The sequence below is a fragment of the Geobacillus proteiniphilus genome, assembly GCF_001908025.1.
GTDB lineage: Bacteria > Bacillota > Bacilli > Bacillales > Anoxybacillaceae > Geobacillus > Geobacillus proteiniphilus.
In genome coordinates, this window is sequence record NZ_MQMG01000012.1 from 1 (window position 1) to 14039 (window position 14039).

Below are 14039 nucleotides of genomic sequence, written 5' to 3' on the forward strand. Positions count from 1 at the left end.
GATATAGCGAAGCCCAAGGTCAACCCCCATCACCTTTGTTTCGTGTCGCGGCTCCACTTCAAATGTGATCGCGATAGCCAAGTACCATTTCTTTCTCTTTTTGTAGAGCTTGGCTGCCCCTTGTTTGGCGGTTCCGTCCAACAATCGATTCAGCCATGCTTCTTGATAGGGGCGCGTGACCACCGGCACGCCAATTCGCTTCTCCAGTGTGGGGAATGAAACGGTGTAGAACTCTCCTTTCTTTTCCACCTTCACATTTTGATTGTTGAAGCAACACCATAATGTTCGAAACTTCTTTGTTTTCTGGTTTTTCTTTTGGGACTTCACTTCTCGAATCGTCTGATTCACGACGGCAGAAGGAAACCGCTGCGATGAAAATTCTTTAAATCGTTTGCTCGTCGCTTGATTCAGCTCGGGATGATTCAACAGCCAATTCGCAAACGCGGTATTCACTTCTGTCATCCGTTCGTACATGTCTTGTTTGACTTTCGTTGGTTTGTGCAGTTCCAGCCTTAGCGTGATCGTCGGCATGGATTCACCTCCTTGTGGCGATGACAGGATACCATTTTTTTCAGAATCATTCAATATAAGAAAACGGCTCGCTTTCATGAGGGTGTCCCAAAAGGATCGGGACACCTTCTTATTACCATATATAGGTATAAAACAATCATTAAGAAACAATATGTTGTGTTTTGTTAAAGAAAATCACCCTTTTGGGTCAGCCCCCTTATTGCCCTTTTGGAACGACTTCGCAAACAGCGATTTGCGAATCGCGGAAGCAAGAAGAGGCAACCGCCGCGATGTCGTCCATGGTAAGCGATGAAAGCGCCGGCAAAATGTCAAACAAGTTGGATCCGTAAAACGCGTAGCGCGTAAACTGGTTGGCGATGTATTCCGGCGAGTTGAGCGCGCGCAAAAAGGCGCCGATTTTTTTCTTTTTCACCCGTTCAAACTCTTCCTTTTTTATAGTCTCCGCAGCAAACGACAGCAACACCGTTTGAATTTCCGAGGCGAGCCGTTCAGCGTCCCTCGTGTCGCCGCCGACCAGAGCAAAACCGAATCCGCGCTCTTCCGTATAGTCGTACATGAACGTATCATCGATCAGCCCTTCGCGGTACAGCCGTTCATAATGCGGCGAGCTTTTTCCAAACAAATAGTCCAATGCGACGTGGAAGGCAAGCTCATGCCGAAGTTTTTGTTCGCCGGCTTCAGGAACGGACGGCGCTTTGATGCCGACAAAGCATTTGTTCGTCTGCACATGCATCGGAATCACTTTTTTCTTTTCCGCTACTGCGCTCGGTTCTTCATACGCAAACCGCTTCACTTCTGGGGCTTGCGGGAACGACTTTTTCGCCTGGTTGTCGCGGATTTGCTGCATGATTTTTTGTTCATCGACCGGGCCGACGACAAACAAAAGCATGTTGCTCGGGTGGTAAAACGTTTCGTAGCACTCATACAGCAGCTCTTTCGTAATTTGGGCGATCGATTCAACTGTGCCGGCGATGTCGATTTTGACCGGATGGTTGTGATACATGCTTTCGATGGCGCCGAAATAGACGCGCCAGTCCGGGTTGTCGTCGTACATCCGGATTTCCTGGCCGATGATCCCTTTTTCTTTTTCCACTGTCTTGTCGGAAAAGTACGGGCTTTGCACAAAATCGATCAACGTTTCCAAGTTTTTCTCGACGTTGTCGGTGCTTGAGAACAAATAGGCAGTGCGGGTGAACGTCGTAAAGGCGTTCGCCGAGGCGCCTTGTTTGCTGAACTGCTGAAACACGTCGCCGTCTTCTTTTTCAAACAGCTTATGCTCCAAAAAATGGGCGATGCCGTCCGGAACGCGCTTCATCTCCGTTTTACCGAGCGGGACGAACTGGTTGTCGACCGAACCGTAGTTCGTGGTGAATGTCGCATACGTTTTGTTGAATCCTTTTTTCGGCAAAATGTACACGTCAAGGCCGTTGTCCATTTTTTCATAAAACAGCTCTTCGTGCAGCGTCTCATACACCCGTTTTTCCATCTTCCGTCGCCTCCATTCCGGTCAAAAAGTACACCGTATCAAGCTCCACCTTGTCAGCGACGCGCACCACATCCTCGCGCGTCACTTGATCGGTGCCGGCAATCCATTCATCGATCGGGCGCTTTCGCGTTGAGACGACGTTATGGTACAACACCTCCACAAGCCCGCGCGGCGTATCGAGCGTCTCAAGCAGCTGGTTGCGGATGACCGCTTTCGTCTGCGCCATTTCTTCGTCAGTGAAATCGCCGTTTTTCATCGCCTGCATTTGCTCATCGATGATGCGGCGCGCCTTCTCATAGTTGGCCGGTTCAATGCCGGACATGACCATGAGCAGCCCTTTATGGCTCTCAAGCCTTGAGGCGGCATAATAGGCAAGGCTTGCCTTCTCGCGGACGTTGATGAACAGCTTCGAATGGGAAAAGCCGCCGAAAATGCCGTTAAACAGCTGCAAGGCGTAATAATCGTCATCCTCGTACGTCACATTCGTCCGATAGCCGATGTTGAGCTTTCCTTGCTTCACGTCTTGCCGCTCGATGACTTCGCGAACTTCCCCTTGCGGCTTGACAGAAACCGACGATGCGCGCTCCCGCTTTGGACGGTCCGGCAAAGAGAAACGCTGCTTCACCGCTGTGAGCACCGCCTCTTCAGCCACGTCGCCAATGACATATAGATCCAGCTCATCCTCGGCCAGCGCTCGTTCATAATAGCGATACAGCCCTTCCGCCGTGATGCCGTCCACGTCTTCAAGCTCGCCGTTTGGCGAGAGGGCGTACGGTTCGCCTTTGCACATTTCTTCTACAAGGCGCATGTTCGCATAGCGCATTTTGTCATCATACACCGCCTGAATGCGTTGACGGAGCGCCCGCTTTTCCTGCTCGACAATGTCGGTGACAAACCGCCCGCCATCAAGAGCCGGGCGGAAAAGAAGATCGGCCAGCAACTGAAGCGCTTTCGAAAGCAACGGCGTTTGCTCCGGCAAAAATCGTTCATTGGCGACATCGATGCGAATCGTCATGATATGATGTTCGCCTTTTTTCGTTAAATCGACGTTCAGCGTCGCCCCATACAGTTCATCCAAATAGGTGCGCAGCGCCTTAACGCTCGGATAGTCGGCCGTGCCGCTTTGCAAGACGTATGGCAAAAGCGCGCGCAGCGTGACCGTCTCTTTAGCAAGAGGGGCTTTCATTTTCCAAACGATCGTGTTCGTTTTGTACTTATCGGTCGAAATCGTATGGACGCGAACCGGTCCGACCGCTGTGACTTTTTCGTCGACCAATCCAACTCCCTCCTTACTTTTTCTCTTTGCAAACATGCACTACCTTTATTTTGACACTCCGCACGCCTAAAGGCGCGGGATTCTTGGGTCGTTTGCGCCCTCATCCATTTCTGGTTCGGACAACGCCCAAGTTCGGGGGGTGTGTCATCACCCCGTCCCATCGGGTTAAGATGTACCCCAATGGGCGGCGCACCTGTGACCAGTGCGCTAGGTTAGGCGCTCAAACCCGAAATCGCTTTGGCGATGTTGATGGCGCCATTCAGATCGGCATGAATCATATATCCGCATTTTTTGCATTGGAAGTGGATGCCGTTTCGATTCGCTTTCTCCCGATGCCCGCATCGGCATGTTTGACTTGTGTAGGTCGGATTCACCCACTCCACCCGAATGCCTGCCATTTCAGCTTTATAGGCAATCATCGTTTGCAATTGATGAAACGACCAGGAATGGAGGCTTCGTCCTGCTTCTTTTGCAGAAGCGGCTCGTTTCCGAATCCCCGTCAAATCTTCCATCCGAATCACGCCAACACCGTTGGCGAGGGCAAAGTGGACGATTTGACGGCTGATTTTATGGTTCATATCCTTCATCCAGCGGGACTCTTTACGGCCGATTTTGCGAATCATATGGAGCTTCTTGGCTTTGCCTAACTTTCGCCGCAGAGCCGCATATCGTCGGCGAATGAAGGCGCATCGGTTCCCTTTGAAAAACAACGATTTCGTTCCTACGCTGGCAACGGCGATATAACGAAGTCCCAAATCAACGCCCATTACCTTGGTTTCTTCCTGTTGTTGGACTTCAAATGTGATCGCAACAGCCAAGTACCATTTCTTTCTCTTTTTGTAGAGCTTGGCTGCCCCTTGTTTGGCGGTTCCATTAAGCAGCCGATTCAGCCATGCTTCTTGATAGGGACGCGTGACCACCGGCACGCCGACTCGCTTCTCTAATGTTGGGAATGAAACCGTATAGAACTCTCCCTTTCGCTCGACGTTCCAATTTTGATTGTTGAAGCAACACCATAATGTTTTAAACCTTTTTGCCTTCTGATGTTTCCTTTGAGACTTCACTTCTCGAATCGTCTGATTCACGATGGCAGAAGGAAACCGTTGCGAGGAAAACTCTTTAAATCGTTTACTCGTCGCTTGATTGAGTTTGGGATGATTCAACAGCCAATTCGCAAATTGGGTGTTGATGTTGGTCATCCGTTCGTACATTTCTTGTTTGGCTTTCGTTGGTTTGTGCAGTTCCAGCCTTAGTGTGATCGTGGGCATGGATTCACCTCCTTGTGGCGATGACAGGCTACCATTTTTTAGAATCATTCAAAGAAAAAGGCTCGCTTTCATCCCACCCCTAAAGGAGTGGGCTTTCTCGCTCGCGGATCTGTAAAGCGTCTTATCAACAATATACCTTTTGCCAATGGAAAAATGCAAATCATTCCATTCAGCAAAAAACGGCCGTCCGTTTTTCGGACAGCCGCTTTCATCACCGTTTCCCTTTGATGTATGGCGTGCCGGCCGCTTTCGGCGCCTCAGCGCGGCCGATGAAGCCGGCAAGCGCCAAAATCGTGAGTGCATACGGGGCGATGAGCAAGTAAACGGTCGGGACGTTTTTCAAGAACGGAATCGTTTGCCCGACGATGCTTAAGCTTTGCGCCAACCCGAAAAAGAGCGCCGCCCCCATCGCGCCGATCGGATGCCACTTGCCGAAAATCATCGCCGCAAGCGCCATAAATCCGTGCCCGGAAATGGTCGCATGGCTGAAATCGCGGGAAATGATCGTCGCGTATACCGCACCGCCCAAGCCGCCGAGCGCGCCGCTGATCATGACAGCGATGTAGCGCATTTTGGCGACATGAATCCCCATCGTATCCGCCGCCATCGGATGTTCGCCGACCGCACGCAGCCGCAGGCCAAACGGCGTTTTGTAAATGACATACCATGATACAAACGCCAGCGCAATGGCGATATATGACGGCGCGTACGCGTTGGAAAACAACAGCGGCCCGATGACGGGAATGTCGCTTAACACTGGCACGTCAATTTTGTCAAACCCAACTTGAATTTGGTCCGTCTGCCCCTTGCCGTACATTTTCTTCACTAAAAACAGCGACAGACCAAGCGCCAAAAAGTTGATCGCCACCCCGCTTACGACTTGGTCGGCGCGAAATGTGACCGACGCGACAGCATGCAGCAGGGAAAATACAGCGCCGACCACCATGGCAGCCAATAAGGCAAGCCACGGCGTCCATTCGCCAAACCGATCGGCAAACGTCAAATTAAAGACGATGCCGACAAACGCGCCGATGGTCATCAATCCTTCAAGCCCGATGTTGACGACACCGGACCGTTCACTAAACACGCCGCCAAGGGCGGTGAAAATGAGAGGAGCCGCAAAGAAAATCGTTGTCGGGACAATCGTTTGCAAGACGTCATACACGCTCACTTACTCCGCCCCCTTTTGCCAACGAGATAACAGCCAGCGGATCATGTAGCTGGATGCAACAAAGAAAATGATGAGCGCGATAATAATATCGACGAGTTCGGTCGGCACGCCGGCGCTTGACGGCATTTCCAACGCCCCGACTTTTAAGGCGCCAAACAACAAGGCGGAGAGCAAAATGCCAAACGCGTTGTTTCCTCCGATCAAGGCAACCGCGATGCCATCAAATCCAAGGCCGGTAAAGCCGGCTTTCGTCGAGATGTTTCCAAATGTGCCAAGCCCCTCCATCGCCCCGGCGACGCCGGCAAAAGCGCCGGAGATGACCATCGCTAAAATGATGTTGGCGCGCACATTCATGCCCGCGTACTGTGACGCATGCTGATTGAAACCGACCGCCCGCAGCTCAAACCCTTTCGTCGTCCGCTCAAGCAAAAACCACATGACAAATGCGGCGGCGACAGCGATGAAAATGCCGTAATGCATGGTGGAATGATGCGTAATGGCATCAAAAAAGTCGGAGTGAAGCGATGCGCTTTCTTTCACCGGCTTTGATTTAAATCCCTCATCAGACAAAACGGAACGGATGATGGCGTTCGTTACATGCAAAGCAATATAGTTCATCATGATCGTAATAATGACTTCGTGCACTTTTAAATACGCCTTCAGCACACCCGGAATCAAGCCCCATAGCGCCCCGGCCAACGCGGCGGCCAACAAGGCAAGCGGCAAATGGATGATTTTGGGCAAATCAAAGGACACCCCGACCCAGACGGCAGCGAGCCAGCCGACGATGAGCTGCCCTTCGACCCCGATGTTAAACAAGCCGGTGCGAAAGGCAAACGCCACCGCCAAGCCCGTTAAAATGTATGGCGTCGTCTGGCGGATCGTTTCGCCGATATAGTACGTATCGCCAAACGCCCCGTACACGAGAGCGCCAAAGCCGGCGATCGGGTTGTAGCCGCTTGCAAGCATCACGATCGAACCGGCGATCATGCCAAGAAGAACGGCCAACAATGGTATCAAAAATTGCTGGAGACGATTCGACTTCATCACGACACACCTGCTTCCTTCCGTTTGCTTCCAGCCATCAACAGCCCGAGCTCCTGTTCGGTTGTTTCTTTCGGATCAACGATGGCGACGATGTTTCCTTCATAAATGACAGCGATCCGGTCGCTGACGTTCATCACTTCGTCAAGCTCAAACGAGACGAGCAGCACCGCTTTCCCGCGGTCTCGCTGTTCAATGAGCCGCTTATGAATAAATTCGATCGCTCCAACATCAAGCCCCCTCGTCGGCTGGGCGGCGATCAACAAGTCCGGGTCGCGGTCGACTTCACGGCCGATGATCGCTTTTTGCTGGTTTCCGCCCGATAGCGCCCGCGCCTTCGTATATTCATCCGGCGTGCGCACGTCAAATTCGCGGATGAGCTGGCGCGCTTTTTCGTAAATGGCTTGAAAATTCAACAGACCCCGTTTCGAGTACGGCGGCTGATAGTACGTTTGCAGCACCATGTTTTCGCCGATCGGAAAGTCAAGGACAAGCCCGTGCTTATGCCGATCTTGCGGAATATGGCCGACGCCGGCTTCGATGATTTTACGCGGCGGCAAATTCGTAATGTCTCGGCCGTTGAGGCGGATTGTCCCTGATTCAGCTTTGATCAAGCCGGTTATGGCTTCAATGAGCTCGGTCTGGCCGTTGCCGTCGACTCCAGCAATGCCGACGATCTCGCCGGCGTGCACCGTCAAGTTCAAACCGTTGACCGCTTTGATCCCGCGCGCGTCCTTGACGACTAAGTCTTTAATTTCCAACACCGGTTTTCCCGGCTCAGCCGGTTTCTTAGCGGTCGTAAACTGCACCTCGCGGCCGACCATGAGCGCCGCCAGTTCGTTCGGATTCGTCTCCGCCACATTGAGCGTCGCAATTCCTTTGCCGCGGCGGATGACGGTGACGCGGTCGCACACTTCCATAATTTCTTTGAGTTTGTGCGTAATTAAAATGATGGATTTTCCTTCGCGGACGAGCGTGCGCATAATTTGCATGAGCTCGCGAATTTCCTGCGGCGTCAACACCGCTGTCGGTTCGTCAAAAATCAAAATATCGGCGCCGCGGTAAAGCGTCTTTAAAATTTCCACGCGCTGCTGCATGCCGACGGAAATGTCGGCGATCTTCGCTGTCGGATCGACCGCGAGTCCATATCGTTCCGACAATTCGCGCACTTCCCGCTCCGCCCGCTTCATATCGATCGTTCCGGCCCGCGTCGGCTCGCTGCCTAAGATGATGTTTTCCGTCACGGTGAACGTATCGACGAGCATAAAGTGCTGATGCACCATGCCGATGCCAAGATCATTGGCGACGTTCGGGTCGGTGATGCGCACCGGCTTTCCTTTCACGCGGATTTCGCCGCCGTCCGGCTGGTATAAACCGAACAGCACGTTCATGAGCGTCGATTTGCCGGCCCCGTTTTCGCCAAGCAGAGCGTGTATCTCCCCCTTTTTCACTTGCAGCGTAATGTTGTCATTGGCGACAAACGTGCCAAACACCTTGCGGATATTGAGCATTTCAATCACGTATTCCAAGCGATTCACTCCTTACTCAAGCAAGGTCAAAATCACAAAATGAAAGGCGACAGCGAAACAGCCGCCCTTCATTTCATGATTTTGAAGAAGGCTAGCGGCGCGCACTAGCCTTCTTCGCCGTTGTTCGTCACTTGATCGTCGCAGCGAATTGTTCGTACTCTTTCCGGTTTGTCGGAACTTTCACTTCGCCTTTGATGATTTTTTGCTTCCATTCGTCAACTGTTTTTAACACGTTCTCCGGAATGTTGTCTTGCGTCGGGGCAATGCCGACCCCATTTTCCGGCAACCCGTACTCAATCGTTTTGCCGCCCGGGAAGTCGCCCTCTTTCGCCCGTTTCGCCGTGTCATAGACAGCGACGTCGACGCGTTTCACCATCGAAGTGAGCGTTACGTTGTACGTTTTGCCGCCGACTTTCACTTCTCCCTCCGGCGCTTGGTCTTTGTCAACACCGATGACCCAAATTTCGCGGTTCGGATCTTTCTTCTTCAAATCTTTCGCTTCCGAGAAGACGCCGTTCCCAGTCGCTCCAGCTGCATGGTAGATGATGTCGATGCCAGACGCGTACATGCTCGAGGCGATCGCTTTCCCTTTATCCGCTTGGTCGAACGCCCCGGCGTATTGCACTTCCACAGTCGCCTTCGGATTGACCGCTTTGACGCCGGCGCGGAATCCGCTTTCGAATTTTTCGATCAACGGAATCTCCATCCCGCCGACAAAGCCGATTTTATTCGTTTTCGTCATTAGCCCGGCGACAACACCGACAAGGAACGAGCCTTCATGCTCCTTGAACGTGATGCTGGCGACGTTCGGCTCGTCAACAACGGTGTCGACGATGGCGAAATGTTTTTTCGGGTTTTGCTTGGCGACTTCTTTCACCGCGTCGCCCATCAAATACCCGATGCCGAAAATCAAGTCAAAGTCGCTGCGCACAAGCTTGTTTAAGTTCGTGGCATAGTCGGCGTCGCTCGATGACTGCAAGTAGTCGTAGCCGCCGCGGCCTTTTTCAAGCCCGTTGTCTTTGCCGAACTTTTGCAGCCCTTCCCAAGCCGACTGGTTGAACGATTTGTCGTCAATGCCGCCGACGTCGGTGACCATGGCGACGCTGAACGTATCTTTCTGATTGCCGCCTCCCGCATTGTTGCCGGCTTGTCCGCAGGCGCTAAGCAGCGTGCCGGCGGCAAACAGGACGGACAACACCAACCCGATTCGCTTTTTCACATTCATTACCCCCTAACTTGAAAATTTGTTCCTTAATTAGTATAAAGCTTCCGCTCTCTTTCTATGTACCCATTTTCACCCCCTTAAAAGCTGAACCGCTTCCGCATGACATGGAAGCTGAACTTGTCGGAGCGGAAGTAGTTGACGGAATAAAAAATCGGCTCATCGTTTTTATCGAAATGCATTTGCTTGAGCACAAGCAGCGCCGTTTCCGGGTCGCATTGCAAAATCGGCGACACTTTTTCGTGATAGCCGAGCGGCTCGATGCGCGCGACCGCATAGGCGATGTCGCGATGCGTTTGGTTGTGCAAGTTTTCAAACAGCGACTCCTGTTCATAGGAGATGCCCTTTGGCAAATATTTACATAAAATTTTATCCAAGCAATAAACGACCGGCTCTCCATCGGCGGTGCGCACCCGCTCGATGAGCAGCAAATCCTCGTCCGGCCGGCATTGGAAGCGGCGCATATCGTCTTCCGTCGGCTGTTGGATGGAGGAAGACAAAAAAATCGTTCCCGGCTTGCGCCCTGCTTGGCGAATCATATCCGTGACGCTTGAGAGCTGCTCAATGCCGGACGTAAACAGCGGGCGGGCGTTGACAAACGTTCCGACGCCGTGGCGGCGGATGATAATGTTTTCTTCTTCAAGCACCCGCAGCGCTTCCCTCAATGTCGCCCGGCTGACGCCAAGCTGTTTGGCGAGTTCAAACTCGGACGGCAGTTTTTGCTTTTCTTTGTACACTCCCGTTTCAATATCGCGCTTGATGCGATCGATGACTTGCAAGTAAAGGTGGCGGCTGTCTGATTTGATTGACATGACAACGTCCTCCGTGTTACGCATTCCGTTGAGATCAGACCTCTGACATTAGACATATAACCTTTTTGAGATTACTATATCATTTTTTACTGGGCAAATAAATAGGCGATATCAAATTTTGTCGAAGAAAAAGAAATAGGATTGGCAGCGCTTCCAATAAGATGTATGATTGAGCGGGCAGGCTTTTTTCGCCCGCCCTTTTTCCCATTTATGATGTCTTTTTTAAATCTTCTTTCGACCAAAGAACGGCGCGCGGCTTGCTTCCTTCATACGGGCCGACGACGCCGCGCTCCTCCATGGCATCAATGAGCCGAGCGGCGCGATTGTAACCGATGCGGAAGCGGCGCTGCAGCATCGAGACGGAGGCGCTTTGCATTTCGACGACAAGACGGACCGCCTCATCGTACAAATCGTCTTCAAGGGCTGAGGAAGAGGATTCGCTGTCTTCGACGAGCATCTCCTCATAGTATTGCGCCTGTTGCTGCCCGGTGACAAACCGAACGACTTCTTCCACCTCTTGGTCGGAGACAAACGCCCCTTGGACGCGCACCGGTTTTGAGGCCCCCATCGGCAAAAACAGCATATCGCCGCGGCCGAGCAGTTTTTCCGCCCCGCCCATATCCAAAATGGTGCGCGAGTCAATTTGCGATGATACACTGAAGGCGATGCGCGACGGAATGTTCGCTTTGATGACGCCGGTGATGACGTCCACCGACGGGCGCTGGGTGGCGATGATCAAGTGGATGCCAGCGGCGCGCGCCATTTGCGCCAAACGGGTGATCGCCTCTTCCACATCCGAGGAAGCCACCATCATCAAGTCGGCCAATTCGTCGATGATCACGACGATGTACGGCAAAAGCGGCTGCTGTTCCGACGCCGTTTCGTTATGGTGGCGGATATGCTCGTTATACCCTTCAATGTTGCGCGTGCCGGTATGCGAGAACAGCTCGTAGCGCCGCTCCATTTCTTGGACGACTTTTTTCAGCGCCTGGGCCGCTTTTTTCGCGTCGGTGACGACCGGCGTCAACAAATGAGGAACACCGTTGTACACACTTAACTCCACCATTTTCGGATCGATCATCATCAGCTTCACCTCATGCGGCTTCGTGCGCATGAGCAGGCTGACGATAATGCCGTTGATGCAGACGCTTTTGCCGCTGCCGGTCGCGCCGGCGATCAACAAATGCGGCATTTTGTTTAGTTCCGCAGCGACGACTTCACCGGAGATGTCGCGCCCAAGCGGAATCAAAAGCTTCGCCTTATCCCGTGTATGCTCAATGGCTTCCAGCACTTCGCGCAGCGAAACAGTGGCGATCTCTTCATTTGGCACTTCGATGCCGATCGCTGACTTGCCGGGGATCGGCGCTTCAATGCGGATGTCTTTCGCCGCCAAAGCGAGCGCCAAATCGTCGCTTAAACTGACAATTTTGCTCACTTTCACCCCGACGTCCGGATACACTTCATATTTCGTCACCGCCGGACCGAGGTGCACTTGCGTCACTTTCGCCTTGACGCCGAAGCTTTGGAACGTTTTCTCCAGTTTGCGCGCGTTGGCGTAAATGTTCGCATGATCGGCCGATTGCCCGGCCGGCTTCGGCAGGCGAAGCAAATCAAGCGGCGGCAGGTCGTAATTGGTGTTTTCATGCTCGGAAAACGCCAACGGCGGCGCCGGTTTGTCCTCCTCCCCCCCACTGTCGCCTTCCACCAGTGGATTCTTCTCTTCTTCCGGCTCAGCGGCCGACCGGACCGCGGCAAAATCGGAAATGATCGGCGGCGGGGAAAGCAGTTCCTCATCCGGCTCGACGCTGCTTGCTTCAGCCGGCTCGTCTTCCCGCTTTGCGGCCGCCCACCGCGAGCGTCGGCTTCGGCCGCGGTTGGCCTTGCGCTTCCTCCCCGCCCGCCATTGCTTTATATCTTCGACAAACGCCAACCATTCTTTTCGCACAAACGCTGCGGCAAAAGCAACCCATTTGCCGGCCGTCTCGCGCAGCGATTTCCCGGTCAGCACGACAAAGCCGACGATGAACAGAAGGAAACAAATCCATTTCGTCCCGGGCGAATCGAACAGTTGGTAGCTGGCGGCAAACAACAGCGCGCCGACCATTCCGCCCCCTAAATCCACATCGGCCGCCTTGCCGCTCGCTTCGTTCCAAAACAGCCCCCACGTCGTCCGGATGACGCTTGGGTCTAGCTCGCCTCGCCGCGACATGAGTTCAAACAGCTTGTCATGGCTTAAAAGCAGGAGCGCCGCGGCGATGGCCGAAGCGCCGACAAACGGACGGCCCGTCCATGATGGCCACTCCCGCCGCCACATGAGAAGGAGCGATAATATGAAAAGTCCGCCTACTAATAGCATGTACCATTCGCCGAAAAAAAAGCGGCCCACAAGCACGAGCGTCTCCCCGACAAGCCCGAGGCGGGCCATTGCGACGACGGCGACCGCGAGCAAGCCAAGGCCGATCAATTCAAAGCGGATTGTTTCCGTCCATGGCTGCGTTTTTGACGGCTTCCCTTTTTTTCTTCGCTTTCGTTTCGCCATGATCGTTCACTCCAGCATGAATGAATTGGCAAGCCGGAAAAAAGCAGCCAACAATGGCTGCTTTTTTTCGTTTGTCTACTATTATATCATGAACGGCCGAACAATTCATTACGATGTTGCCGCGGAAGCCGGAAATCGCGCCCCAGGCGCATATTTGGCGTTTAAAAAATGGTACGGATTCGTGCTTAAGTTTTGCACGATTTCATATTCTCCCGTTTCTACAGCTTGGACGAGAAACGGAATACCATCGTAATACACCATTTTCTGCTTCTCATAAACGGCGGCATCGACCGGAAAAATCAAATGTTCGGGCATGATCGTATACAAAATCATTGGATCATCTTCCCTTCCCCGTTTTTCCTCATCTCGATCAGCTCGCGCAGCTTCGCCATCGCTTGGGACACGCCGCCGACTTCATCGATGAGCCCGTACCGGACGGCGTCAGGCCCAACGACGTTCGTGCCGATGTCGCGCGTCAAATTGCCTTTGGAAAACATGAGCTCTTTAAACTTTTCCTCGCTGATCTTCGAATGTTTCGTCACGAAGCGGACGACGCGCTCCTGCATTTTATCCAAGTACTCAAACGTCTGCGGCACGCCGATGACAAGCCCCGTCAAACGGATCGGATGAATCGTCATCGTCGCCGTCTCGGTGATGAACGAATAGTTGCACGACACAGCGATCGGCACGCCGATCGAATGGCCGCCGCCAAGCACAACGGAAACAGTCGGTTTCGAGAGCGAGGCGAGCATTTCGGCAATGGCGAGCCCTGCTTCCACATCGCCGCCGACCGTATTTAAAATGACGAGCAGCCCTTCAATTTTCGGGTTTTGCTCGATGGCCACAATTTGCGGAATGACGTGCTCGTATTTCGTCGCCTTATTTTGCGGCGGCAGCTGAATATGCCCTTCAATCTGTCCGACGATCGTCAAACAATGAATGTTCGTATCGGGTTCCATTTGCGGGACGTTCGTCTGCCCAAGCTGGGTGATGGCCGCAGTTGCTTCCCCGGTCTTTGTTTCCGGTTGTTCTCCCTCGGTTTCCGCTTGAAAATAACGCTCCTTCTCCATCCATTTCATCTCCTTTCTTGTCGATCATACGCTTAGTATGGCCGAAAGAAAAAAGAAAAATGCCGGCAACGGCTGACCGTTCCCAGCATTT

11 protein-coding genes and 1 pseudogene are annotated in these 14039 nt (G+C 52.9%); all 12 read right to left on the reverse strand.

Features of this window, described 5'->3' with window-relative positions; all coding sequences use genetic code 11:
• Positions 1-531: pseudogene (locus tag BRO54_RS05825) on the reverse strand (RNA-guided endonuclease TnpB family protein); the annotation flags it as partial.
• Between the two features lie 196 nt (positions 532-727).
• Positions 728-2017: an EF-P 5-aminopentanol modification-associated protein YfmH gene (gene yfmH / locus BRO54_RS05830; protein WP_074043402.1), complete on the reverse strand. Its 1290-nt coding sequence runs from the start codon at positions 2015-2017 to the stop codon at positions 728-730.
• Positions 1998-3293: an EF-P 5-aminopentanol modification-associated protein YfmF gene (yfmF, locus tag BRO54_RS05835; RefSeq protein WP_074043403.1), complete on the reverse strand. Its 1296-nt coding sequence runs from the start codon at positions 3291-3293 to the stop codon at positions 1998-2000. Before yfmF ends, yfmH begins: the two co-directional genes overlap by 20 nt.
• Before the next feature lie 212 nt (positions 3294-3505).
• Positions 3506-4561, reverse strand: a complete 1056-nt coding sequence (locus BRO54_RS05840) for an RNA-guided endonuclease TnpB family protein (protein WP_074043404.1) — start codon at positions 4559-4561, stop codon at positions 3506-3508.
• Between the two features lie 211 nt (positions 4562-4772).
• Entirely contained in the window at positions 4773-5732 is a 960-nt protein-coding gene (locus BRO54_RS05845; RefSeq protein WP_011230786.1) for an ABC transporter permease, read from the reverse strand.
• The gene (locus tag BRO54_RS05850; RefSeq protein WP_013145711.1) at positions 5733-6779 is read right to left on the reverse strand and encodes an ABC transporter permease; all 1047 of its coding nucleotides are present in this window, start codon (positions 6777-6779) and stop codon (positions 5733-5735) included.
• Entirely contained in the window at positions 6779-8305 is a 1527-nt protein-coding gene (locus BRO54_RS05855; RefSeq protein WP_011230784.1) for an ABC transporter ATP-binding protein, read from the reverse strand. Before BRO54_RS05855 ends, BRO54_RS05850 begins: the two co-directional genes overlap by 1 nt.
• A gap of 127 nt (positions 8306-8432) precedes the next feature.
• The gene (locus tag BRO54_RS05860; RefSeq protein WP_014195487.1) at positions 8433-9524 is read right to left on the reverse strand and encodes a BMP family lipoprotein; all 1092 of its coding nucleotides are present in this window, start codon (positions 9522-9524) and stop codon (positions 8433-8435) included.
• Positions 9525-9607: 83 nt separating this feature from the next.
• Positions 9608-10339, reverse strand: a complete 732-nt coding sequence (locus BRO54_RS05865; protein ID WP_033025115.1) for a GntR family transcriptional regulator — start codon at positions 10337-10339, stop codon at positions 9608-9610.
• Between the two features lie 208 nt (positions 10340-10547).
• Positions 10548-12878, reverse strand: coding sequence for a DNA translocase FtsK (locus BRO54_RS05870; RefSeq protein ID WP_074043405.1), 2331 nt, complete (start codon positions 12876-12878; stop codon positions 10548-10550).
• Between the two features lie 108 nt (positions 12879-12986).
• Positions 12987-13211: a YlzJ-like family protein gene (locus BRO54_RS05880; RefSeq protein ID WP_074043407.1), complete on the reverse strand. Its 225-nt coding sequence runs from the start codon at positions 13209-13211 to the stop codon at positions 12987-12989.
• Entirely contained in the window at positions 13208-13948 is a 741-nt protein-coding gene (locus BRO54_RS05885) for a ClpP family protease (protein ID WP_074043408.1), read from the reverse strand. Before BRO54_RS05885 ends, BRO54_RS05880 begins: the two co-directional genes overlap by 4 nt.
• Between the last annotated feature and the right edge of the window lie 91 nt (positions 13949-14039).